The organism is Micromonospora sp. NBC_00389, from assembly GCF_036059255.1.
GTDB lineage: Bacteria > Actinomycetota > Actinomycetes > Mycobacteriales > Micromonosporaceae > Micromonospora.
This window is the reverse complement of the sequence record NZ_CP107947.1, coordinates 6,573,545-6,595,387: the sequence shown is the minus strand read 5'-3', so window position 1 is coordinate 6,595,387 and position 21,843 is coordinate 6,573,545. Positions and strand designations below refer to the sequence as shown.

At 68.9% G+C, this 21,843-nt stretch carries 23 protein-coding genes; 14 read left to right on the top strand and 9 right to left on the bottom strand.

Annotated features, from left to right (window positions below; translation table 11 throughout):
- Positions 1 to 5 precede the first annotated feature (5 nt).
- From OG470_RS31200 to OG470_RS31180, 5 genes are all read left to right on the top strand, one after another.
- Positions 6 to 1,118, top strand: coding sequence for an RNA-guided endonuclease InsQ/TnpB family protein (locus OG470_RS31200; protein WP_328418100.1), 1,113 nt, complete (start codon positions 6 to 8; stop codon positions 1,116 to 1,118).
- A gap of 109 nt (positions 1,119 to 1,227) precedes the next feature.
- A complete protein-coding gene (locus tag OG470_RS31195) occupies positions 1,228 to 1,461 on the top strand; it encodes a mycothiol transferase (protein ID WP_328418098.1) in 234 nt (77 codons plus the stop codon).
- Between the two features lie 148 nt (positions 1,462 to 1,609).
- Complete coding sequence (locus OG470_RS31190) at positions 1,610 to 2,224, top strand: dihydrofolate reductase family protein (protein WP_328418096.1); 615 nt, start codon at positions 1,610 to 1,612, stop codon at positions 2,222 to 2,224.
- A gap of 324 nt (positions 2,225 to 2,548) precedes the next feature.
- Positions 2,549 to 3,025: a hypothetical protein gene (locus OG470_RS31185; RefSeq protein WP_328418095.1), complete on the top strand. Its 477-nt coding sequence runs from the start codon at positions 2,549 to 2,551 to the stop codon at positions 3,023 to 3,025.
- 73 nt (positions 3,026 to 3,098) lie between these two features.
- Positions 3,099 to 4,928: a glycoside hydrolase family 15 protein gene (locus tag OG470_RS31180; protein WP_328418093.1), complete on the top strand. Its 1,830-nt coding sequence runs from the start codon at positions 3,099 to 3,101 to the stop codon at positions 4,926 to 4,928.
- A 29-nt stretch (positions 4,929 to 4,957) separates the two neighbouring features.
- Here the strand turns inward: OG470_RS31180 and OG470_RS31175 are convergent, their stop codons facing one another.
- On the bottom strand, positions 4,958 to 5,431 hold the full coding sequence (locus tag OG470_RS31175; RefSeq protein WP_328418092.1) for a DUF2231 domain-containing protein: 474 nt from the start codon (positions 5,429 to 5,431) through the stop codon (positions 4,958 to 4,960).
- A 227-nt stretch (positions 5,432 to 5,658) separates the two neighbouring features.
- Between OG470_RS31175 and OG470_RS31170 the strand changes: the two genes are divergently transcribed.
- The 4 genes from OG470_RS31170 to OG470_RS31155 all read left to right on the top strand — a co-directional run bounded on the left by OG470_RS31170 (position 5,659) and on the right by OG470_RS31155 (position 7,133).
- On the top strand, positions 5,659 to 5,871 hold the full coding sequence (locus OG470_RS31170; protein ID WP_328418090.1) for a hypothetical protein: 213 nt from the start codon (positions 5,659 to 5,661) through the stop codon (positions 5,869 to 5,871).
- Between the two features lie 97 nt (positions 5,872 to 5,968).
- Positions 5,969 to 6,316: an ArsR/SmtB family transcription factor gene (locus tag OG470_RS31165; protein ID WP_328418088.1), complete on the top strand. Its 348-nt coding sequence runs from the start codon at positions 5,969 to 5,971 to the stop codon at positions 6,314 to 6,316.
- On the top strand, positions 6,313 to 6,780 hold the full coding sequence (locus OG470_RS31160) for an SRPBCC family protein (RefSeq protein WP_328418086.1): 468 nt from the start codon (positions 6,313 to 6,315) through the stop codon (positions 6,778 to 6,780). Before OG470_RS31165 ends, OG470_RS31160 begins: the two co-directional genes overlap by 4 nt.
- On the top strand, positions 6,777 to 7,133 hold the full coding sequence (locus OG470_RS31155) for a nuclear transport factor 2 family protein (RefSeq protein ID WP_328418084.1): 357 nt from the start codon (positions 6,777 to 6,779) through the stop codon (positions 7,131 to 7,133). Before OG470_RS31160 ends, OG470_RS31155 begins: the two co-directional genes overlap by 4 nt.
- A gap of 19 nt (positions 7,134 to 7,152) precedes the next feature.
- Here the strand turns inward: OG470_RS31155 and OG470_RS31150 are convergent, their stop codons facing one another.
- A complete protein-coding gene (locus tag OG470_RS31150) occupies positions 7,153 to 7,863 on the bottom strand; it encodes a DNA alkylation repair protein (RefSeq protein WP_328418082.1) in 711 nt (236 codons plus the stop codon).
- Between the two features lie 227 nt (positions 7,864 to 8,090).
- Between OG470_RS31150 and OG470_RS31145 the strand changes: the two genes are divergently transcribed.
- Positions 8,091 to 9,155 carry a golvesin C-terminal-like domain-containing protein gene (locus tag OG470_RS31145; RefSeq protein ID WP_328418080.1) on the top strand — a complete coding sequence of 355 codons (1,065 nt, stop codon included), beginning with the start codon at positions 8,091 to 8,093 and terminating at the stop codon, positions 9,153 to 9,155.
- A 98-nt stretch (positions 9,156 to 9,253) separates the two neighbouring features.
- On the opposite strand, the gene OG470_RS31140 is transcribed toward OG470_RS31145, so the two are convergent.
- On the bottom strand, positions 9,254 to 9,574 hold the full coding sequence (locus OG470_RS31140; protein WP_328418078.1) for a hypothetical protein: 321 nt from the start codon (positions 9,572 to 9,574) through the stop codon (positions 9,254 to 9,256).
- A 17-nt stretch (positions 9,575 to 9,591) separates the two neighbouring features.
- Here OG470_RS31140 and OG470_RS31135 point away from each other — a divergent pair, with 17 nt between their 5' ends.
- Complete coding sequence (locus OG470_RS31135) at positions 9,592 to 10,485, top strand: universal stress protein (RefSeq protein ID WP_328418076.1); 894 nt, start codon at positions 9,592 to 9,594, stop codon at positions 10,483 to 10,485.
- 22 nt (positions 10,486 to 10,507) lie between these two features.
- On the opposite strand, the gene OG470_RS31130 is transcribed toward OG470_RS31135, so the two are convergent.
- The 5 genes from OG470_RS31130 to OG470_RS31110 form a co-directional block, all read right to left on the bottom strand.
- Complete coding sequence (locus OG470_RS31130) at positions 10,508 to 13,282, bottom strand: cation-translocating P-type ATPase (protein WP_328418074.1); 2,775 nt, start codon at positions 13,280 to 13,282, stop codon at positions 10,508 to 10,510.
- A 69-nt stretch (positions 13,283 to 13,351) separates the two neighbouring features.
- Positions 13,352 to 14,362, bottom strand: coding sequence for an Acg family FMN-binding oxidoreductase (locus OG470_RS31125; RefSeq protein ID WP_328418072.1), 1,011 nt, complete (start codon positions 14,360 to 14,362; stop codon positions 13,352 to 13,354).
- Between the two features lie 140 nt (positions 14,363 to 14,502).
- Positions 14,503 to 15,378, bottom strand: coding sequence for an alpha/beta fold hydrolase (locus tag OG470_RS31120; protein ID WP_328418070.1), 876 nt, complete (start codon positions 15,376 to 15,378; stop codon positions 14,503 to 14,505).
- A gap of 83 nt (positions 15,379 to 15,461) precedes the next feature.
- Positions 15,462 to 16,010 (bottom strand): dihydrofolate reductase family protein, encoded by a 549-nt coding sequence (locus tag OG470_RS31115; RefSeq protein ID WP_328418068.1) that lies wholly within the window; start codon positions 16,008 to 16,010, stop codon positions 15,462 to 15,464.
- 72 nt (positions 16,011 to 16,082) lie between these two features.
- Entirely contained in the window at positions 16,083 to 17,021 is a 939-nt protein-coding gene (locus OG470_RS31110) for a helix-turn-helix domain-containing protein (RefSeq protein ID WP_328418066.1), read from the bottom strand.
- 104 nt (positions 17,022 to 17,125) lie between these two features.
- Here OG470_RS31110 and OG470_RS31105 point away from each other — a divergent pair, with 104 nt between their 5' ends.
- Positions 17,126 to 18,187, top strand: a complete 1,062-nt coding sequence (locus tag OG470_RS31105; RefSeq protein ID WP_328418064.1) for a saccharopine dehydrogenase family protein — start codon at positions 17,126 to 17,128, stop codon at positions 18,185 to 18,187.
- A gap of 80 nt (positions 18,188 to 18,267) precedes the next feature.
- On the opposite strand, the gene OG470_RS31100 is transcribed toward OG470_RS31105, so the two are convergent.
- Positions 18,268 to 19,713 carry a carboxylesterase/lipase family protein gene (locus OG470_RS31100; protein ID WP_328418062.1) on the bottom strand — a complete coding sequence of 482 codons (1,446 nt, stop codon included), beginning with the start codon at positions 19,711 to 19,713 and terminating at the stop codon, positions 18,268 to 18,270.
- A 27-nt stretch (positions 19,714 to 19,740) separates the two neighbouring features.
- Between OG470_RS31100 and OG470_RS31095 the strand changes: the two genes are divergently transcribed.
- Both OG470_RS31095 and tnpB read left to right on the top strand, forming a co-directional pair.
- Entirely contained in the window at positions 19,741 to 20,319 is a 579-nt protein-coding gene (locus tag OG470_RS31095; protein WP_328418060.1) for an IS607 family transposase, read from the top strand.
- 26 nt (positions 20,320 to 20,345) lie between these two features.
- Positions 20,346 to 21,767, top strand: a complete 1,422-nt coding sequence (gene tnpB, locus OG470_RS31090) for an IS607 family element RNA-guided endonuclease TnpB (protein WP_328418058.1) — start codon at positions 20,346 to 20,348, stop codon at positions 21,765 to 21,767.
- Positions 21,768 to 21,843 lie beyond the last annotated feature (76 nt).

Below are 21,843 nucleotides of genomic sequence, written 5' to 3'. Positions count from 1 at the left end.
GAAGCATGGGTGAGGTGGTGAAGCGGGCATACAAGTACCGCTTCTATCCGACCCCCGAGCAGGCCGAACAGCTCAACCGCACCTTCGGGTGCGTGCGCAAGGTCTACAACCTGGCCTTGGATGCGCGCACCCGTGCGTGGGCGGTGCACCGGCAGCGCAGCACCTACGTTCAGTCGTCGGCGTGGCTGACCGAGTGGAAGCGCACCGAGGAGTTGGTGTTCCTTAACGAGGTCAGTTCCGTGCCGTTGCAGCAGGCGCTGCGGCATCTGCAAGCCGGGTTCGCGGCTTTTTGGGGTAAGCGGTCGCGGTACCCGCGTTTCAAGTCCAAGCGGAAGTCTCGGGCGTCGGCGGAGTACACCCGCTCGGCGTTCCGCTGGCGCGACGGGCAGCTCACCCTGGCCAAGATGGACGCGCCGCTGACCATCGTGTGGTCCCGGGCCCTGCCCGACGGCGCCGAGCCGTCCACGGTCACGGTGTCCCGCGACGCGGCCGGTCGGTGGTTCGTGTCCCTGCTGGTCGAGGATCCCACCGTGACATCGCTCCCGCCGGTCGACACGGCGGTGGGGATAGACGCGGGCATCACCAGTCTGCTCACCTTGTCCACCGGGGAGAAGGTCACCAACCCGCGTCATGAGCGCGCTGACCGGCGCAAGCTGGCCAAGGCGCAACGCGACCTGTCCCGCAAGGGCAAGGACACCAAGAACCGGGCCAAAGCCCGGCTTGCGGTGGCCCGCATCCATGCCCGCATCGCCGATCGGCGGCGGGATCACCTGCACAAGCTGTCGACTCGACTCGTCCGTGAGAATCAAACGGTCGTGATCGAAGACCTCAGCGTGCGCAACATGCTGCGCAACCACAAACTCGCCCGCGCCATTTCCGACGCGGCGTGGACGCAACTGCGCGGCATGATCGAGTACAAGGCCGCCTGGTACGGGCGGACCGTTATCGCCGTCGACCGTTGGCACCCGAGCACGAAGACCTGCTCGGCGTGCGGGCGGATCAACACCGCGATGACTCTTGGCGTTCGCGCCTGGACGTGCCCCGGCTGCGATGCCGTGCACGACAGGGACGTCAACGCCGCCCGCAACATCCTCGCCGCCGGGCTGGCGGAGAGGTAAAACGCCTGTGGAGGGACGATAAGACCCGACCCGCGCAAGCGGTGAAGGCGCGGCCCGGTGAAACAGGAAACCCCCCGGGTGACCGAGGGAATCCCCGCCCTTCAGGGCGGTGGAGGATGTCAACCTCGATGACGACGACACCATCGCTACCCTTCGGCGAGCACATGCCGAGGCATGCGAAGCGTCACGCCGCGCGACGTCACCCCTCGGGCTGGACGACACGGTGCACGGCAACCGGCGCGGCCCGCTCCCGCTGCGCTGGGTGTACCTCCACGTGCTGCGCGAGCTCGCTCAGCACGGCGGGCACGCAGACATCCTGCGCGAGCAACTCCTCAGCGAGTAGCGAGCGGGCGTCCGCACGTGCCGCCGACAGGCGTTCACGAGCTCGAAACGCCGAACTCTTCGTAGCGGCGGACCGTGGCTGGCCGATGAGTTTGGGATGATGCGCCGGTGTACCCGCCGACACCACCTGACTCGAAGGGATCACCGCGATGGCAAAGGTCATCTCCACGCTGTTCATCTCGGCCGACGGTGTGGCCGAGATCGACCCCGATTGGCACTTTCCGTACTTCGACGAGAACATGGGTCGCGCCGTCGGCGAGGACTATGACACCTCTGACGTGCTGCTCATCGGCCGCGAGACGTACGACAGCTTTGCCGGAGCCTGGCCCGACCGTGAGGCCGCCGGTGGGGAGGATGCACAGTTCGCCAAGCAACTCGGGGACGTACGCAAGGTGGTCGTCTCGCGTCAGCCGCTGGAGTTCTCCTGGCGCAACTCCGAGCTGATCAAGGGCGAACTCCTCGATGCCGTCGCCTCGCTCAAGGCTGATGCCGGCATCAAGGGCATCCTCATCCCTGGGTCGATCTCCGTGGTGCAGCAACTGCTCGCCGCGGGGCTGGTCGACGAGCTGCGCCTGCTGGTGCATCCGGTAGCAGCGCGTAAGGGCCGCAAGCTGTTCGACGAGGGCGATACGGCGTACCACATGAAGTTGACGGCGACGGAGGCGTTCCCGACGGGCGTGATCCGGGTGATCTACTCGCCGACCGCGGCACCGACCAAGGCCGGCTACGACGAGGTCAAGGACCAGGTACCCGGAGGGAACTAGAGGAACTTTCGGATGTTCAGGGTCGCTCTGTTGTTCAACAAGGCCGTCCGGCGAACCGCCGGTCCTGCAGGTGCCGTGCGCCTAGGGTAAGACCCGGGCGACCGCCGTGGCTGATAGCTGTGTGAAGACATGCGCTACGGACGGCGCCGTACATGATTCTTCCTGTGCTAGCCGGAAGGCGTGCGATGTCCGGGATCAATTCGCGTTGCCGCGTACGGCTGGGCGGGGCGGCGCTTGTTCGACCGGTACCGACACGGTCACCTTCATGCGCGGCCGCGCATGTCTGCCAGGCCGGGCCAGCGTTGGCCGCCTGCTCTCGCTGAGATGGACTGGGCTGGATGGGCGCTGTTCGGGTTGGTCGCCACCGTGGCGCTCACCGCGACGTCGATCACTGCTCAGATGGCCGGGCTCACCCGTCTCGACCTTCCTCTGGTGCTCGGGACCATCGTCACCGAGGATCCCGACCGGGCCCGGGTCGTCGGGTTCTTCATCCACCTCGCGGCCGGTCAGGGTTTCGCGCTCGGGTACGCGGCCGTGTTCGCCGTGCTGCATCGCGCCACATGGTGGATCGGGGCGCTGCTCGGTGCACTCCACGTCGCGATTGCGCTGACTGTGCTCCTGCCCCTGCTGCCTGGTGTCCATCCGCGCATGGCGTCACATCGGGCCGGCCCGGCTAGCACCGCCGTGCTGGAGCCGCCCGGCCTGTTCGCCCTCAACTATGGCGTTCAGACTCCGACGGTCACGGCTCTCGTCCATGTCGTCTACGGGGTGGTCCTCGGGCTACTCCTTCAGGCTCGTTGACCTGCACCGGCCGCGGTGAGCGTTCCTGGCTGGCGCGCGGCCGCCGCCGGCAGCTCGTCGCTGGAGGTCCTCCATGACCGCCGTCCCCTTGACCCGTCAGCGGCCTCCGGCGCCGATCGGAGACTATGGGCTGCTCAGTGACACCCGCACCGCTGCCCTCGTCGCCAGTGACGGCGGGATTGACTGGCTCTGCGTGCCACGCTTCGACGGCGACCCCTTGTTCGGCCGGCTGGTCGGTGGCCCGGCGGCGGGGGCCTTTCGGGTCGGGCCGGCCAGGCCCGCCACAGTCGTCGAGCGGCGTTACCGGCAGCACACCGCCACGCTGGAGACGACCTGGATGGTGGACGGCTGCCGGCTCACCCTCACCGAGGCCATGGTGGCCGAGCTCGCCGGACGTCTGCTGCCCACGACGATGCTCGTGCGGCGTCTGTCGGCCGAGGGAGGTCCTGTTGACGCCGTTGTGGAGTTTGATCCCCGGCTCGGTGCCCGGCACCGCCGACCCCGGGTCCACCATCGCGGCCGGGATCTCGTGTGTGAGTGGGGGTCGCTCGCGGTGTCGCTGGGCTGCGCACCCGGATTCACCGTCGAACCGGGTACGCCCACCGCGGTCACCGTCATGCCGGGTCGTCCGGTCACCCTCGTGCTGGCCATCGCCTATCGCGAACCGTTGATCCACGTCGAGCCGGCCGCGGCCTGGGAAATTGTCGTCGCCGACGAGGGCCGTTGGCGGGACTGGGCCGCAGAAATCGACGCGTCGCTGCCGTTCCGGGAGAGCGTCGTACGCAGTCTGCTGACCCTGCGGTTGTTGACCTACTCTCCGTCGCAGGCGCCGGTGGCCGCACCGACGACATCGTTGCCCGAGGATCCGGGCGGGGTGCGCAATTGGGACTACCGCTATGTCTGGCCACGAGACGCCAGCATCAATGTCAACGCGTTCCTCGGCGTCGGCAAACTCCGGGAGGCCAACGGATTCCTCGCGTGGTTGCTGCACGCCAGCCGGCTGCAGCGACCGCGCCTGCCGGCGCTGCTCACCTTGGACGGCCGCCACGTACCGCGAGAGCGGGAGCTGTCCGGCTGGGGTGGCTACCTCGACAGCACGCCGGTACGGGTTGGCAATGCCGCCGCCGAGCAGCACCAGCTCGACGGCTATGGCTGGGTGGTCGACGCCGCGTGGGTGCTCGTGCAGGCCGGGCACCGCCTGAATTCGGAGACGTGGCGGGCGGTGCGCGGCTTTGCCGATCTGGTCGCCCGGCGCTGGCCGGAGCCCGATGCCGGCATCTGGGAGGTGCGCGAGCCCGTCCAACATGTGCATTCCAAGCTCATGGGCTGGCTCGCTCTCGACCGGGCCCTGCGCATCGCCGCTACCCACCGGCTCTCCGAGCGGCAGCGCCGCCGGTGGCAGGGCGCCCGGGATGCCATCGCCACCGATGTCCGGGCCCGGGCCTTCGACCCGTCGCAGGAAAGCTACGTCGGCAGCTACGGCTCACCGGCACTGGACGCGGCTCTGCTCGTCCTGCCCTTGCTGGGCATGGACGACATTGCGTCGCCACGCATACGCGGCACCATCGACGCCATTCGCGACCGGCTTTCTGCCGGCGGCCCACTTCTCTACCGCTACCCGCCAGGACGCGACGGCCTCCCCGGCTCCGAAGGCGCGTTCCTGCCCTGCTCATTCTGGCTCGTGCAGGCCCTCGCCCACACCGGACGACGCACCGAGGCGGTCGAATTGTTCCAGGAACTGCTCGGACGCGCTAACGCACTCGGCCTCTACGCCGAAGAGTTGGACCCCGCAACCGGCGCTTTCCTCGGCAACTACCCGCAGACGCTGACCCACGCCGCGCTCATCCAGGCCGCACTCGCGATCCGAGATGCCCCGGCTGTTGATCAGGAGACCGTGCGATGACCACGCCCATCCCGCAATCCCGACAGCTTCTAGCGGGCCAGGGAGCTCGGGGCATTGACGCCGGCATCCGCGCTCACCCCGATGCCCAAACGCTCGACGAGTTGGCCACCGAGCCAGCCCGTGACACCGGACAGAATGATTCCGACGAAACTCAGGACCAGTGCCGCCGCAGGGGGCTCCCAGTTCTCCGCATTCAGCCGCAACAACCAACTGATGGCGAAGAGCAGCACCACGACGACGTTCCCGAGCCCATGAGCGGCCCCGACCCGTTTGGCGCGGGTCCCGGCCGGGATGGCTTTCCAGTCGATCATCCCGAACAACGCGGCGAGGAGACCGCCGAGCACACCGGCGGCGATGGTGTACGCGGCGGAGATCTGAAAGCCGGTTCGATCCGTGATGAGATACAGAATGTCGAAGATCACCGAGGTGGCCAGTAGCCCCAACGGGAAAACGATCAACATTGGGTGAATGCCGTGTCCCATGGCCTTGGCTCGGCTCTCCATCGAAGTCCCCCTCGCCGCGCGGCGCTGATGCCGAGGCAGCCGTTACCCGCTTATCCGGCGTTTACACGTTTGCTCCGCGCGGTGCCTCGTCGGGGCGGGGGAGTGGATCTAGCGGTGTTTCCGGCCTGACCCACCAGGCGTTGCGCCTGGTGAGCAGGGTGCCGTGATGACCTCGACACTGAACACCGCCGGCCGCAACTCCCGCCGGGGTTATGGTCGCCGAGGACATGGCCATGTTCCTGATGGCCAACGCTGGCGTCCTCACCGCCACCGCCGACGCCGCACCCGAAACGTCGCGCTGGCTGGTCGCGTACTTCCTCCAGGCATGCGCCGCCACGGCGGCCGAGCCCCTGCCGGCCCCGCCGGCGCCGCGCCGGATGTACCGGGCCATGCTCCGCTTCGCCACAGCCATGCGCCGACGGCTTCGTAGCGGACCGTAGTCGTGGGGCCAGGCCGCCCTGGATTTGGGTGGAGGCTGGCGATCCATCTTCGAAAAAGATGGCTTGCACAAACGATCGTTTGCGCTAGGGTGAAGCCATGCCCTCCTCGCTCGCGGCACCTGGCCCAGACCTCGATTCGGCCTTCGCCGCTCTCGGTGACCCGGTCCGTCGCGCCCTGGTGACTCGCCTCACGCGGGGTGACGCCACGGTGGGAGAGCTGGCTGAACCGTTCGACCTGACCCCACAGGCGATCTCCCACCACGTCGGTGTCCTGCGGCGGTGCGGCTTGGTCGAGCAGCGACGCGAGGGCACCAGACGCCCCTGCCGACTGAGGGCCGATCAGCTGTCGCTGCTCAGCACGTGGATCGACGACCAGCGCCGCGCCTGGGACGACCGGCTCGACGCCCTCGAACAGCACCTCACCGGCGACGGAGCCGTCCGTTGACCGCCAGCGCCGAGCTCCGCGGCGACGAACTGATCGCCAAACGCCACCTCCCGGCGGACCCTGAACGTGTCTGGACCGCCTTCACCTCGCCGGTAAGCATCGCCGCGTTCTGGGGTGGCTCGCACGCCACCGTGCCCCCTGAGTCCGTGACCGTCGACCTGCGTCCCGGGGGAGAGTTCGCACTCGACACCCGCGCGCCGGACGGCGCGACCCGCCGGCTCCGGTTCGTCTACGTGAGCATCACCGCACCGCACGAACTCGTGTTCGATGAGCCCGTCACCGGCCTCCGCACGACCGTGACCGTCCGCCCCGCCAACGGCGGCACGGACCTCACCGTCCACCAGCGCAGGCTTCCCCCTGAGCTCCGGATCGCCCAAGCAGCCGACGGGCTCGCCTCGATCCTCGACGCCCTCGCCACACATCTGCAGCACCACGAGGCCACACCAGAGTGGAGAACGCCATGACACCGACGACCCAACGCGACCTCGTTGCCGAGTACTTCGACGGATTCCGGACGAGCGACCACCCGCGAATCCTCGCGACCCTCACCGACGACGTCGAGTGGGTCATCCACGGCCATCGGACCACCCGCGGCAAGGCCGAGTTCGACGGCGAGATCGAGAATCCGGCGTTCACCGGCAGCCCCGAGCTCGACGTCCACCGCGTCCACGAGGACGGCCCAGTCGTCGTCACCACGGGCGAGGGCCGCGGCGCCAGCGTCGAGCACGGGCCGTTCCGGTTCGCCTTCAACGACCTGTTCACATTCCGCGACGGGCTCATCGCTCGTGTCGACTCCTACCTCGTCCCGCTGCCCTGAAGCGGCGGGCATCAATCATCTAGGCCATGCCGGACAGGTACTCCCTGCGTCGCTGCGGTTCAAACTTTTCGATCGCGTAGCGCAGCATGACCCGCGGCATGACTCGATAGCGTCGGGCCAGGAACTCCTCCTCCGCCGCTCTGTCACGGTTGCCTACCTCGCGCAGCATCCAGCCCACCGCCTTCTGGATGAGGTCGTGTGGGTCGCGCAGGAGCCGTTCACTGAGGCGGAAGGTCCACTGGAAGTCACCGGCCTTGATGAAGGCGAAAGTTGCCATGATGGCGATGCGCCGGTCCCACACCAGGCTCGACTCGGCCAACCGGTCCAGGACGCTCCGGTCCTTGTCGATCAGCCAAGGGCCGACGATGTACGGCGCCGATGAGTCCACCAGGTCCCAGTTGTTGATGCGGCCGGTGTTGGCCAGGATGGTGCCGAAGATCCGGCCGCGTTCCTCCTCATCTGCCTTGGTGAACTTGCGCACCAGGATGAACAGCGACGTCAGCCGCTCCTCATGCACGCCGCTGCTCAGCAGCTTCGCCGTTTCGGCCAGCGAGAGCTCGCGCCAGTAGCGGGCGGCCACCTTGCGCTGTTCCGGCACGGAGACACCGATGGTCTTGTCGCCCTCGCCATACCCGCCCGGGGCCATCTGCAGAAACTGGCTCGATGCCGCCGCTCGACGTGGGTCGGCGAGGCTGGCGAGTTCGTGGCGGACGTCGGCGGTCGTGGCCATGACTGTGCAACCTACCGCGACCGCCGGTGGCTGCGGTGCTGCATCCGAAGAGGACTGCTCGCCGTGCGCTTGAGTGCCCTGCGTCGTCCCACGGTTGGTTGGCCGGCGGCGCAGTGGCGGAAACCTCCGACGGTCAGATCGCTAGGCGAAGACATCTTTCATCTCCATCGACGTTCCGCTATATTCCGTCCATCGTTGATCTCTTCGGTTCCCCATGAGAGGTGTATATGTTCGATGACGTGGCGCTACGGCGGCGTACCCTGCTGGCGGCCCTCGCCGGTGCTGCGGCCGCCCCCATCTTCGGGGGAGCCGCGCATGCCGCGTTGCCCAAGATTTATATCGACCCCGGCCACGGCGGCACTGACTCTGGGGCGGTCGGCAACGGGTTGCAGGAGAAGGCCCTGACGCTCGACATCTCCCTGCAACTGCGCAGTATCCTGCTGGCCAGCTGGAACGTCGACGTCCGTATGTCCCGGACGACCGACATCACTCGCAGCCTGGCCTACCGCACCGACGACGCCAACGCCTGGGGTGCCAACCTCTTCGTGAGTGTGCACATCAACTCCGGGGGCGGCACCGGCTTCGAGAGCTACCGGTACCCGACGGCGGACGCCGCCACCGTCAATCTGCACAACGCGTTGCACCCGAAGGTGATCGCCGGCATGCGGTCGGTCAGTTCGGTCACCGACCGGGGGCTGAAGACGGCCAACTTCCACGTGCTGCGCGAGACGAACATGCCCGCGGTGCTCACCGAGAATCTCTTCATCGACACCTTGGCCGACGCGAACCTGCTCAAACGGGCCGACTTCATCACCGCCACCGCCCGCGCGCACGGTCAGGGCATCGCCAGCTATCTGGGGCTGGGCAGCACCCCCCCGCCCACCTTCAGCGTCATCGTGGACAACGCCACCGCGGGGCGGTTCACGGCGAGCACCAACTGGGGGACCTCGAGCTACTCCAGCCAGCGCTACGGCGCTGACTACCGCTTCGCCGACCCCACCCCCGCCAGCGACGCCGCCTGGTTCAAGGTCGACATCCCGGCGGCCGGAAACTACCGGATCGAGGTACGGCACCCGGCCGATCCGGGGTACAACAGCTCGACCCCGCACGTCATCGCCACCGCCTCGGGCACCCAGACGGTCAACGTCGACCAGCGCGCGAACGGTGGCGTCTGGCGTTCGCTCGGCACCTTTTCGCTCGCTGCCGGCGACCGCAACCTGGTCGCGGTGAGTCGGTGGACCAGCGCCGCCGGCTACGTCGTGGCCGACGCCGTCCGGGTCACCCGGGTCTAGCGCACCGCGGAGCCACAGGGGGAGTCGGCTGCACGATTCCTTCCGGCGGCCGTGGAGACAGGTCAGATGCTCTGACCGGTCTCCACGGCTTTTCTCCGTCAGGCCCGGCTGCCCTGCGCGAAGTAGTGCTTGTCGGCGAGGTCGATCACCACCCGACTGCCAACGACGTCGGGCGCTGGTCTTCGTTGATCGGCCCCTTGGGCGGCGCCGTGATCGCCACGTCGGACGCGGCGGTCGGTCAGGCTTCGCGGCAGGGCCGCCGGTTGGTAGCGACAGGGCGAGAGCCGGTGCTGACCTGCGCCGAAGATATGATCAGGTTGTGCCCTTCTGCCGTACTTATCCAGCCGGCCGGCCACCGCAGGCGTCGGTATCGGCATGCGGCGCGCGCTCTCATCCGGGGCGCGGCTTTGTTCGGGCACGTTAGGGAGGTTGTGCGGTGAGTGGCGCGAACGTCAGACGAGTAGTGGTGGGTTACGACGGGTCTCCGGCCGCGAGCTCTGCGATCGAAGCCGGAGGGCTGTTGTTTCCTGGGGCTCACGCATGGATCGCGCATCTGTGGACGCCTCCGTTCGCCAGCGAGGAGTTGCGGCGGCGGCTGTGGACGGGTACCCGCAACATCAATGTGTATGTGCAGGCGGTCGAGCGTGAGGGCGGCCGCGAGGCCGATCGTTTGACATCGATGGGCGTGATGCTGGCCGGGGCTGCCGGCTGGGACGCTGAGCCTCTCGTGTGCCGCAGCTACGGCGGGGAAGGGCTGCAGCTGGCTGAGGCGGCCGACGAGAAGCAGGCCGATGTGCTGCTGATCGGCTCTCGAGGGCTGGGCGGCGCACGGGCGGTGCTCGGCAGTGTGTCGGACATGGCCGTGCACTACAGCCCGCGTCCTGTGCTGGTGGTGCCACACCCGCTGTTGACCGACGAACATGCCGCGCTCGCCGACGGGCCGATCGTGGTCGGCTGGGACTCCTCGGCAAGCGCCGAGGCTGCGCTCACCACCGCCCGGCGGCTCTTCCCCGAACGTGATGTCGTTCTGGTCTCTGTCGAGAGCGACGGCGACAGCGACAGCGAGAAGAGCCCTGCGGTGGCGGCGCCCGGCGATCAGCACGTGACTACCGTCCGTGTGCGCGCCGGAGCTGGGGCCCCCGGGCGGGCCGTGGCCGACGCGCTGGCCGCGGTCGCAGCGGACCGAAAGGCGAGCCTGCTCGTGGTCGGCTCGCGCGGACGTTCGGCCGTGCGCAAGATTCTGCTGGGCAGCGTCGCCATGGCCACCCTGCACCGCGCCCACCGGCCCGTCCTGGTGGTCCCTGAGGTTCCTGCCAACGAAGCTGACTAGGGCACCTGCCCCTAGGGTGCTGTCACGACACGCCAGCCCCGGCGGCCAGGCTCTGCCGGTGCCGACGGCTGCGCGTCAGTGCCTTGACGACTTCACCGGCGATCAGGATCGTTGACCCGACAGCAGCGCAGGCCAGCCACTGGCCTGCGCTGAGGTCGGTCGTGGTGAACAGTCCGTTCAGCACGTCGAGTTCCACGACCAGCACGAGCAGGGCCACCACTACGCCGGTGGCGACGAAGGCAGACCGGTTGCGCAGCGTTTCCCGTGAGAACACGCTGCGGGTGAAGCTGCGGACGTTGAGCAGGTTGAACACCTGGAAGAAGACGAACGTCACGAACGCCATGGTGCCGGCGATCGTGGCGTGCGCCGCCGCCGGGGCGGGCCCGGGCGCCAACTGCAGCACCGCGACCGTTCCCGCAGCCATCACGGCCGCGGCCAGCACGATCCGACCCATTCGCTGCCGGTTGAGGATGTGTTCCCCCGCAGGCCGTGGTGGTCGGCGCATCGCGTCCGGGCTGACCGGGTCGACACCCAACGACATGGCGGGAGGACCGTCCATGACGAGGTTGACGAACAGGATTTGCAGAGCGGTGAAGGGTGCCCCGCCGGCGATGCCGGTCACCGACGCGACGAGGAAGGTGATCACGAATGCGAACGCGGTGGACACCTGAAAACGGGTGAAGTTGACGATGTTGTCGTAGATGCCCCGCCCGCCATGAACGGCGCGGACGATCGTGGCGAAGTTGTCGTCGGTGAGGATCATGGTGGAGGCTTCCTTGGCCACCTCCGTGCCGGTGACGCCCATCGCCACGCCGATGTCGGCGGCCCGCAACGCGGGGGCGTCGTTGACCCCGTCGCCGGTCATGGCGACCACGCTGCCGGTGTTCTGCAGTGCCTGCACGATCCGGATCTTGTGGGCCGGCGACACACGGGCGATGACGCCGATGTCGGCCAGGTAGTCGGCGAGGTCGTCGTCGCCGATGCGGTCCAGGTCCCTGCCGGTGACGGCTCTGCCCTGGATGCCGAGATTCTCGGCGATCGCCGCTGCCGTGACGGCGTGGTCGCCGGTGATCATCCGGACTCGGATGCCGGCGTCGCGGCAGGCGGCGATCGCGTCGCGGGCCTCCGGGCGTGGCGGATCGACGATTCCCACCAGCGCGAGCAACACCACACGATCGAGTAGTTTCCGCAGGTCTGCTGCGGCATCGAAGTCCGCCGCCGGCAGGTCCTGCACACCGATCGCGAGTACTCGCAGTCCGCGCCTTGCAAGGTCCGCGTTGGCCTCGCCGTATCGCACCCGCGCGTCGTCGTCGAAGGCGACGACGTGCTCCCCGTCAAGGTGCCGGTCGGCGCGTTCGGCGAGGACGTCCGGCGCGCCCTTGATGAAGGCCCGGACGATGTCCTCTCCGTTCTCGCCGGTCCAGAGGTGGAAGGTGATCATGTATTTCTGATCGGCGTCGAACGGCACCTCGGCGAGTCGGGGACGTTGCGCGCGCAGGCGCGCGACATCGACGTCACCCTTCTCCGCGAGCACCACCAGCGCGCCCTCCGTGGGGTCACCGACCAGCGCATCGTCCCGCAGCACCGCGTCACTGCACAGCGCCATTGCGGTGAGCGCGTCCTTCAGCCCACCCGGCCCGACACCGCCGTCGGTGGTCTGGATCTGCCCGTCGGTGCGGTAACCCTCACCAGAGACGGTGAACGGCCGGCCCGCGAACACCATTTCCCGCGCCGTCATCTCGTTCAAGGTCAACGTGCCGGTCTTGTCCGTGCAGATCTCCGACGTGCTGCCCAACGTCTCCACCGACGCCAGCCGCTTGATGATCGCTCCGCGGCGGGCGAGACGGCCGGTTCCCATCGCCAGGGTGAATGCCACGACCGCCGGCAGTCCTTCGGGAATGGTCGCCACTGCCAGCGAGACCGCGGTGACGAAAAGCTCGTGGAACTGCTGCCCTCGTGCCAGTCCGAGGCCGAACACGATGGCGATGACGATGCCGGCGGTCACCGCCAAGGTGCGACCGAGGGCGTTGATCTGCCGTTGCAACGGGGTCAGGCCGGCCCGGGCCTCGTGCAACAACCCGGCCACTCGACCGATTTCCGTATCCATCCCCGTGGCGGTGACGACCGCCTCGCCACGACCGCGGGTCGCCATCGTGTTCATGAACAACAACGTGACGCGATCACCCAGCGCGGCGTCCGGCCGCACGTCGGCGTCCGCTCTCTTCGTCACGGGTTGCGCCTCGCCGGTCAGGGACGACTCCTGCACCTCCAGCGAAATCGCCTGCAGCAACCGCGCGTCGGCCGGCATCCGGTCGCCCGCCTCGACCACGACCACGTCACCCGGCACCAGTTCTTCGGCGTTGACACGAAGCAGCCGACCGTCCCGGCGCACGGTCGCCGACGTCACGAGCATCCGTCTGAGCGCCTCCAGCGATGCCTCCGCCCGAGACTCCTGCACGAACCCGATCGTCGCGTTGAGCAACACCACGACGGCGATCGCCGCCGGTGTCTCCCACTCCCTGCTGACCAGCAGGCTCACTACGGCCGCCACCAGCAGAATCACGATGAGCAGGTCCTGGAACTGCCGGAGGAGAGCCCTCCACCACGGCTCCCTGGGCGCCTCGGCGAGGCGGTTGAGCCCGTACTGACTCCGCCGCCGCTCGACCTCCAGCGCGGTCAACCCGGAGGGCGGCTCGACCGCGAACGCCGTGGCGACGCCGTCCGCTGCGACGGCGTGCCAGGCGACCGGATCGCCCGAGCCGGTCTTGGTCATGCGGCCAGAACTACCACTGATCACCCGACCATCCTTTCCGATCAGGTCTGCGGCTGCCCGCATGACAGGACGAGATCGGCGTCACCGTCGGTGCTATGGCAGCTGGCCGGCCACCGCCGAGGTGTCGACGGTCTGCGCGGTCTCCAGCCGCGGGGCGTGCGGCAGGTCCGCGTGCGTCGGGTCGGCCACGCCGAGCCGCATGGCGAGGTACGGGAAGCCCAGGCCGGACAGCATTCGCCGCAGCGTCTGGCGGGTGCCCTCGACCTCCACCACGCCGGAGAGCGGCACCAGGGACACCCCGAGCCGGGTGGCCGTGAGCCAGGCGGCGGAGAGCCCTTCACCGGCGCGCAGCCAGCTGTCCGGTTCGTCCTCGCTGCCCCAGAGGATCCCGTAGACGGCGGCCTGGTCGTGGCCGGAGCCGACCGGCAGGGTGCCCGCGCGGCCGAAGTCGCGCACCGGGACGGTGGTCTGTGGCGCCTGCTCGGGCAGCACCTCCGGCGGCAGCCCGGTGCCGGCGCCGGCGCGGCTGGTCCAGTACGCCAGTTCCTCGCGCAGCCCAGGGCTGGCCGCCTCGACAGCGGCGGCCTGCTGGGCAGCGCTGGCCAGCGCGAGCTTCTGGGTGTCGTCGAGGACCTGGAGGTTCGCGCCCTCGCGGGTGGCCGCCCGTTCGATCTCACCGAGCGTCGCCGGGGGAATCTGCTCGTCACTGACCGGGCGGCGGTCGGTGTGCCGCACCTCAATGGCCTGGACCAGACGCGTGGCGTCCGGGTCGGCGCCGGTGTGGTGGAAGCTGGTGAGCCGGGCCAGCAGGTCGGACTGGGCGGGGTCGGGCAGCCGCTCCACCACCGGTGTCCAGCCCTTGGCGGCCAGCGCCACCCGGGCGTGGTGCAGCGCGGCGCCGCAGCTGATCGCCTGCAGCCGGCCCTCAGGGTCCGTCGCGCTGAGCTGACGGTCGTGGACCACCCGCAGCTCCAGCGCGTCGGGGAGGACCGTCCAGCGCCACGGCTGGGTGTTGTGCACCGAGGGTGCGTGGCCGGCCAATCCGGCGGCCTCCGCGAGCGCGGTGGTCAGCGGGTGATCGGTAGCCGGCGTCTCGTGGCTCATCGTCAGACCCCTTCGTCTCTTCGAATGATCACCCTACGCAGGCTAGCCAGGGGTGCTGCGGGCGTGTCCGTGCGGACCGACCAGCGATGCGACAGGCGGTCGTCGGTGGCCGTCCCGTTTGCTGCGCAGGCCCGCGACGGTCAGCCGGCGTCCAGCACGTCGCGCAGCCTTGCCGCGAACTCCTCGGGTTTGCCGGCGTAACCGAACTGACCACCGAGGAAGCCTCCGTGGTGGCTCGGGAACACCGTGGCCTCCTGGCCGAGCAACGCCGCAGTGCACAGGGCCGTACGCGCGGTGTACGTTCCCGCCGACTCCTCGCCGACCGCGATCACGATCCGGGTCGGTACTGCGGTGAGCACGCTCGCGTCGGGGCGGTAGTCGCTGATCGCCCAGGAGTTCTTCGACAGCAGCGGGTCGTCGCGGGTGCCGTCGTCGTCGGTCGACATGCCGAACATCGCCGGGTCGGGCGTGGGCTGGGCGAAGTAGGCCTCGGTGAACTCGCCCTGCCAGGAAGTCATCGCGATGAAGGCGGCCATCCCTGCGCTGGTGCCCTTCGCCTGGTACGCCTCGTAGAAGGCGGCCCGGGCGCGCTCGGCGGCCGTGGCGTCGGGGAGCACAGCGTTGATCGGCGGCTCGTGCGCCACCAGTGTGACGACGTCGCCGGGGTGCGTCGCGACCAGTTCGAGTGCGGTCACCGCACCGCCGCTGCTGGCGAACACGTCAACCGGGCCGGCGCCGAGCGCCTCGATCAGCAGGTGCAGGTCGGCCGCCTGACGCTGCGGGGTGTGGTCGGACCGGCCGTCCGTGCGGATGCTGCGGCCCAGGCCGCGCGGGTCGTAGGTGACGACTGTGCGGTCCGTGAAGTGTTCGGCGAGCGCGTCGAAGCCCTCGGCCGTCATCGGCTGGCCGATCATGAGCAGCGCGGGGGATCCGCCAGACGGGGGTAGCGGGCCGCGGACGTCGTAGACCAGGTCGGCGCCGGGTACCGAGAGGGTGTGCGTCTGCGTTTTCGTCATGCTGGTGAGACTACGGCCGGCGGGAACGGATCGGCGTGCTATGTGTGCGGGTCGCAGCGCGGCATTCAAATGGCGCCGCTCGGTCAGTAGACGATGCGGCTGAGGATGCTCAGGTTGTCTGCTTCCAGGACTTCGAGCCGGACGAGAGAGCCGCCGGGGTGATCGAAGAGCCGGACGCCGTCGCCAAGGAGTACCGGTGTGATGTAGACGAGGATCTCGTCGAGCGCGCCGATCTCGATGCATTGGCGGGCGACGTTGGCGCCGAGTACGCTGACCAGCTTTTCCCCGGCGGCCTCTTTGGCCATGGATATGGCCTTGTCGAGATTGTCGACGAACGTAACGCCGGGTTCGGCGATTTCCGGTATGTGGTGGGTGAGCACAATGGACGGCCCGAAGTACTGCCCGTCGTAGCCGCCTTCCTTGTCGGTGCCGGCGTTCGGGTCGTCGCCACGGTAGGTGCGGTTCCCGGTGAGTACCGCGCCGACCTGCGCTACGAGAGGGTTTGTGGTTTCAGTTTCGGTTGTGTCGGTCGGGGTGTCGTCGGATTGGCTGCTGAGCCAGGACATGTCGCCGTTTGGGCCGGCGATAAAGCCGTCGAGAGACATCGCGCACTGGTACTGCAGCTTGCTCATCTCGTGGCCCACCCGTGTGCTGAGTTGGTCGATTGTTCGATCAATGTACCCGCCGTTCGGTGGGCGTGCGGGTCAGGCGCTGCGGAAGGTGCGACGGTAGGCGTCCGGAGGTACACCGACGGTGCGGTTGAAGTGTCGGCGTAGCGTCGTGGCGGTTCCCATACCGGCCGCCTGAGCGATGGCGTCGATGCTGTTGTCGGTGTTCTCCAGCAGTTCCTGGGCCCGGCGGATCCGCTGCGTTGACAGCCAGTGCAGTGGGGTGGTGCCGGTTACCGATTTGAAGTGGCGGGCCAGGTTTCGCGAGCTCATGTTCGCCTGGCGAGCCAGGTCCTCCACGGTCAGCGGACGGTTCAGTCGTTCCATCGCCCAGGGAAGAAGGTTGGCGAGGGGATGGTCGTCGCGGGCGGGCACCGGGGTGGTGACGAACTGGGCCTGGCCGCCGGCGCGGTGCGGCGGGACGACCAGGCGGCGGGCGACGGCGTTGGCGACCGTCGAGCCGTGGTCGCGGCGGATCAGGTGCAGGCACAGGTCGATCGCGGCGGCCTTGCCGGCAGAGGCGAGCACGTTGCCGTTGTCGACGTAGAGCACGTCCGGGTCGACCTTCACCCGGGGATAGCGGGCGGCCAGCGCTTCGGTGTGGGCCCAGTGCGTGGTCGCGTGCAGCCCGTCCAGCACCCCGGCGGCGGCCAGCACGAACGCACCGGTACACAGCGAGACCATCCGAGCGCCCGCCTCGTGGGCAGTGCGGACGGCGTCGAGCAGGTCGGATGGCACGTCCGCGTCGATGTCTTCCACGGCAGGGATGATCACGGTGTCGGCGCGGGCGAGTCGGTCCAACCCGTCGTCAGGGTCGACATGGAATGTGCCGATCCGGACCGGGCCGGGGCCGCAGACCACGAGGTCGTACCACGGGTCTGCCAGGCCGGAGGGGTCGCGGACGAAGACCTCGCAGGCCATGGCGAGCTCGAAGTGCAGCATCCCCTCGGTGGCGGCGAGCGCGATAGTGGCCATGTCCGAAATTGTACGGGGCATGGCGTTCCAGACACTCGTCCGAGCCGGGCGCTGCTGACAGGCTCTCTTCAGTCGATCTTTCGAAAAGCATGGAGGAACCGCAGATGGGTTCGGGTCAGACCGTGGCGGTATTCGGTGCGTACGGACACACCGGGCGGTTCGTGGTGACGGAGTTGCGCGATCGCGGGTACGTCCCGCTTCTCCTCGGTCGCGACGCGGGCAAGCTCCAGGCGCTGGCGACGTCGCATCCAGGGCTCGAGTACCGGGTGGCGTCGGTAGACGATCCGGCCTCGCTCGACCAGGCATTGAGGGGTGCGGCCGCGGTCATCAACTGCGCCGGCCCGTTCGCCTCGACCGCGGCGCCGGTGATCGAGGCCGCCCTGCGGACCGGGATCCCGTACGTGGACGTGGCGGCCGAGATCGAGGCCAACCTCGACACGTTCACGCACTTCACCGACCGCGCTCAGGCCGCGGGCGTCGCGGTGGTCCCGGCGATGGCCTTCTTCGGCGGACTCGGCGATCTGCTGGTCACGACGGCGATGGGCGATTGGGTCGCGGCCGACGAGGCGCACGTCGCGTACGGCCTGAGCAGTTGGCACCCCACGGCCGGGACCCTCGCCTCCGGCACCGTCTCCCGGCAACGGCGCGATGGCCAACGTGTCCGCTACACCGGTGGCCGGCTGGAGTATTACCTCGACGAGCGCGACCTGCCGATTCTGGAGTGGGACTTCCCCGCTCCGATGGGCACCCGGACGGTCCTCGGTGAGTTCGCGATGGCCGATGTCGTCACCGTCCCCAGCCACCTGTCCATCCCCGAGGTGCGCACGTACATGACCACCGACGCGGCCAAGGACCTGGCCGCGCGAGACACACCCGCACCGACTGCGGTCGACGAGCGCGGCCGGTCCGCGCAGACGTTCACCGTGGACGTCATCGTGCGCTCCGGCGACACGCAGCGACGCGTCGTCGCCAGCGGCCAGGACATCTACGCCATCAGCGCACCGCTGGCGGTGGAAGCGGTCCATCGCATTCTCGGCAGTCAGACGAGCGCGAGCGGCGTCGCTTCCGCTGGCGAGATCTTCGACGCGCCCGACTTCCTCCGCGCCCTGTCCGCGTACATCTCGCTCGAACCGCGCCAGGAGTCTCGCGTGCCACAGTTCGCCTGACCGCCCAGCGGCGTGATGCGGGCCCGCCCCCGTTCGGGGCGGGCCCGCGCTGTTCTGCTATCGATGCGCGCCGTGCGAGGTCAGCTGAGCCAGAAGCCGCAGTTGTGGTCCGCCGAGAAGGTGTTGATCACGCGGCTCGCTCCGCCGGTGCGCAGCTGCAGCACGTTCTCGGCACCGTAGGTCGGCCACGCCGGGGCACCCCGGTAGTTCGGGTTCCCGTTGTGGGCGAAGGCGCCCCAGTACCGCATCATCTGGTCCGACAGCCGCTCCTGCTGCGCGGTCAGGGGCCGCTCCCCGAGGGTGAAGTCGAACAGGTAGGCGAGCTCGCCGCTGTGTCCGTTGGAGACGTCCTCACCCGGGACGCGGAACCCGTAGAGGGTCGGCGAGGTCGGGTCGTTGAACTCGTAGCGGTAGAGCGGGGTCTTGGTCGAGATCACCTGAGCGGCCCGCTCGGTGAGGCACGCGCGCCCGGCGTCGGTGTGCACCTGGGTGATGGCGTCCCACGGGCTCTTGAACTTGCTCAGCGGGTACAGCTCGAGGACGCGGTCGGCCTTGTCGCCGTACTCGCGCTTGATCGTGTCGACGTAGCCCTGCGCGGTGATTCCGGCGAGGGCGGTCTCGGTGAGACGGTTCTCGGAGCGCGTGGTGCCGGTCATCACCGGGACCTTGTTCCAGGTGCCGTCGGCGAGCGCGTCGGGGAACGACTTGGGGAGCAGCGAGCCGCCCACCTTCGAGTTGCCGAGGTAGTTCGCCTGGTTGGCGATGAGCTTCGCGGGCCACGCCGCGCGCAGGCAGTTCACGACGGTGGCGGCATCGGTGCAACCCACCGACTCGGCGAATCCGACGCCCCGCTGCTCACCGGCCGCGAGCGTGTTCCGGGTGGCCAGGCACTGCTGGCTCTGCACGATCGCCTTGTGGAACAGCCCCTTGGCCGCCGGCATGGCCAGCATGTCGCAGACGGCCTGTCCACCGGCGGACTGACCGTAGATCGTCACGTTGTTCCGGTCGCCGCCGAAGTTGGCGATGTTGTCGCGGACCCACTGGGCAGACGCCAGCTGGTCCATCCGGCCGTAGTTGCCGGAGCCGCCGTTCGTGACCGCGCTGAGTGCGGGGTGGGCCAGGAAGCCGAGCGCCCCGAGGCGGTAGTTGACCGAGACGATGATGGTGTCGGTCTTGTCGGCCATCGTTCCGCCGCCGTAGATGACGCCGGTGCCCTGGGTGTGACCTCCGCCGTGGAACCAGACCATGACCGGCAGCTTGGCGTTCTTCGCGACGTTGCGCGGCCGGTAGACGTCCAGGTAGAGGCAGTCCTCGCTGACCGCCTGCTCCTCGCGGATGCCGGTCGGCTCGAACTGCAGGCACGCCGGGGACTGCCGATCGGCCGACCGGATTCCCCGCCACGACTCCGGCGCGGCCGGAGCGGCGAACCGGAGTTCGCGTACGGGAGGCGCCGCGTACGGCAGCCCGAGGAACTGGTCGAACTGGGGCGTCGCGACGCCACGGACGAGCCCGCTCTGGCTCTGCACCTATCAACTTTCGTTTAGAATAATCGCGTGAGGTTGAGCGGGTGGGTGGCACGCAACGGCGTGCACTACCAGACCGCGTGGCGGTGGGCCAGGGACGGCAAGATGCCCGTGCCAGTGGTGCGCACCGCTACCGGGACCTGGCTGGTGCAGGAGCCGGGCACCCTCGCGACCGGCCGGGTGGTGGCGTACTGCCGGGTGTCCTCGTCGGACCAGAATCCAGACTTGGATCGGCAGGTTGCCCGTGTGGTTGTGGGAGTGACCAAGCTCGGGCTTGCCGTGGGCGAAGTCGTCACCGAGGTCGGCTCCGGGCTGAACGGCCGGCGGCGCAAACTCGCCCGCGTGCTGGCTGACCCCGAAGCGGTGGTGATCGTGGTGGAGCACCGCGACCGCCTGGCCCGTTTCGGTGTGGAGCACCTGGAGGCCGCCCTCGCCGCGTCCGGGCATCGCCTGATCGTCCTCGACGCGCAGGAAGCCAGCGATGACCCGGTGCGGGACATGACCGAGGTGCTGACCTCGATGCGTGCCCGCCTGTACGGCCGCCGCTCGGCCCGACACCGGGCCGACGCCGCGTTGCGGGCAGCTGAGGCCGCGGGGGATGTCGGGTGAAGAAGTTCCGGCCACGGCCGGGCTTCGTGGTGCAGGCGTACCGGTTCGCCCTGGACCCCAACGCCGCGCAGGAGCGGGCGTTGCGCTCGCACTGCGGCGCGGCACGCGCCGCCTACAACTGGGCGGTGGGCTGGGTGTCGGCGTCGTGGTGGCAGCGCCGCGCCGAGGCGTCCTACGGGCTGGCCGAGCCGGAGTTGACCGAGTGGCGGCCGTGGTCGCTGATCGCCCTGCGTAAGGAGTTCAACCAGGTCAAGAAGACCGACCCGCGGTTTGCTGGCTGGTGGGAGGAGAACTCCAAGGAGGCCTACAACACCGGGCTGGCCAACGCCGCCGCCGCGTTCGACAACTACGCGAAGTCGAAGCGCGGGCAGCGCAAGGGCCGACGGATGGGCATGCCGCGGCGCAAGTCCAAGCACCGGGCGGGGTTGTCGTGCCGGTTCACCACCGGCGCCATCCGCGTCGAGCCCGATCGTCGGCATGTCACCCTGCCCAGACTGGGCACGATCCGCACCCACGAATCCACACGCAAGCTTGAGCGCCGTATCGCCGTCGACACCGCCCGCATCCTCTGCGCAACGGTCAGGTTTGAGCGGGGGCGCTGGTTCGTCTCCTTCCAGGTCGAGGTCGAACGCGCCGCACGCACCCCGACCCGCCAGGACGTCGCCGTCGGGGTGGACCTGGGCGTGAAATGCCTCGCCGTCCTCGCCGACAGCCAGGGCGAGATCCGCCATGTGCCCAACCCCGGGCATTACGACGCGGCGGTCAAACAGCTCAAGCGGCTCTCCCGCCGCGTCTCGCGCCGCCGAGGACCGAACCGGCGCACCGGCCAGACCCCTTCCCGCAGTTGGTTGAAAGCCAACGCGGAACGAAACCGGCTGCACCATCGGGTGGCGAACCTGCGCGGCGACGCGCTGCATAAACTCACCACCAAGATCAGCGCCGAGTACGGCACGGTTGTGGTCGAAGACCTCAACGTCGCTGGGATGCTGCGCAATCGGCGCCTGGCGCGGAAGATCGCCGACGCCGGATTCGGGGAAATCCGGCGGCAACTGACGTACAAGGCCGGCTGGAACGGTGGACGGATCCATGTCGCCGACCGCTGGTTCCCTTCCTCGAAGACCTGCTCCACGTGTGGCGCGGTGAAAGCCAAGCTGCCGCTGCACGTGCGCACTTTCCGCTGCGACGTGTGCGGCCTGGTCGCCGACCGGGACGCTAACGCCGCCTGCAACCTCGCCGCCCTCGCGGCGGCCAGCTCGACCGGTACCGCAGTGGCCGGAGACCGGGGCGCGCAAGCGCCGAACCCTCGTGGAGCCGACCAGAAGACCCGCGCTACCCGCCCCGGCCGAAAGGTTGGGGCGGGGCGGGCAGGTGGCGCAACCCTGCCGACATGTCGGCAGACGGAAGCGAGAGACCGTCATCAGGACGCCGCGACCCTCACGTTGTGGTGACACCGTTACGGACCTTCCCTGCGGAAACGCACGGATTGCTGAGACCTGACGATGGGATCAGCAACGGCTGGCGAAG

Coding starts and splice junctions, on each gene's coding strand:
- OG470_RS31125 (WP_328418072.1), bottom strand. CDS start 14,362: ATGAGCCACGAGACGCCGGCTACCGATCACCCGCTGACCACCGCGCTC.
- OG470_RS31150 (WP_328418082.1), bottom strand. CDS start 7,863: ATGGCCACGACCGCCGACGTCCGCCACGAACTCGCCAGCCTCGCCGAC.
- OG470_RS31190 (WP_328418096.1), top strand. CDS start 1,610: ATGGCAAAGGTCATCTCCACGCTGTTCATCTCGGCCGACGGTGTGGCC.
- OG470_RS31110 (WP_328418066.1), bottom strand. CDS start 17,021: ATGGCCACTATCGCGCTCGCCGCCACCGAGGGGATGCTGCACTTCGAG.
- OG470_RS31155 (WP_328418084.1), top strand. CDS start 6,777: ATGACACCGACGACCCAACGCGACCTCGTTGCCGAGTACTTCGACGGA.
- OG470_RS31145 (WP_328418080.1), top strand. CDS start 8,091: ATGTTCGATGACGTGGCGCTACGGCGGCGTACCCTGCTGGCGGCCCTC.
- OG470_RS31170 (WP_328418090.1), top strand. CDS start 5,659: ATGGCCATGTTCCTGATGGCCAACGCTGGCGTCCTCACCGCCACCGCC.
- OG470_RS31165 (WP_328418088.1), top strand. CDS start 5,969: ATGCCCTCCTCGCTCGCGGCACCTGGCCCAGACCTCGATTCGGCCTTC.
- OG470_RS31105 (WP_328418064.1), top strand. CDS start 17,126: ATGGGTTCGGGTCAGACCGTGGCGGTATTCGGTGCGTACGGACACACC.
- OG470_RS31200 (WP_328418100.1), top strand. CDS start 6: ATGGGTGAGGTGGTGAAGCGGGCATACAAGTACCGCTTCTATCCGACC.
- OG470_RS31175 (WP_328418092.1), bottom strand. CDS start 5,431: ATGGAGAGCCGAGCCAAGGCCATGGGACACGGCATTCACCCAATGTTG.
- OG470_RS31180 (WP_328418093.1), top strand. CDS start 3,099: ATGACCGCCGTCCCCTTGACCCGTCAGCGGCCTCCGGCGCCGATCGGA.
- OG470_RS31120 (WP_328418070.1), bottom strand. CDS start 15,378: ATGACGAAAACGCAGACGCACACCCTCTCGGTACCCGGCGCCGACCTG.
- OG470_RS31115 (WP_328418068.1), bottom strand. CDS start 16,010: ATGAGCAAGCTGCAGTACCAGTGCGCGATGTCTCTCGACGGCTTTATC.
- OG470_RS31185 (WP_328418095.1), top strand. CDS start 2,549: ATGGACTGGGCTGGATGGGCGCTGTTCGGGTTGGTCGCCACCGTGGCG.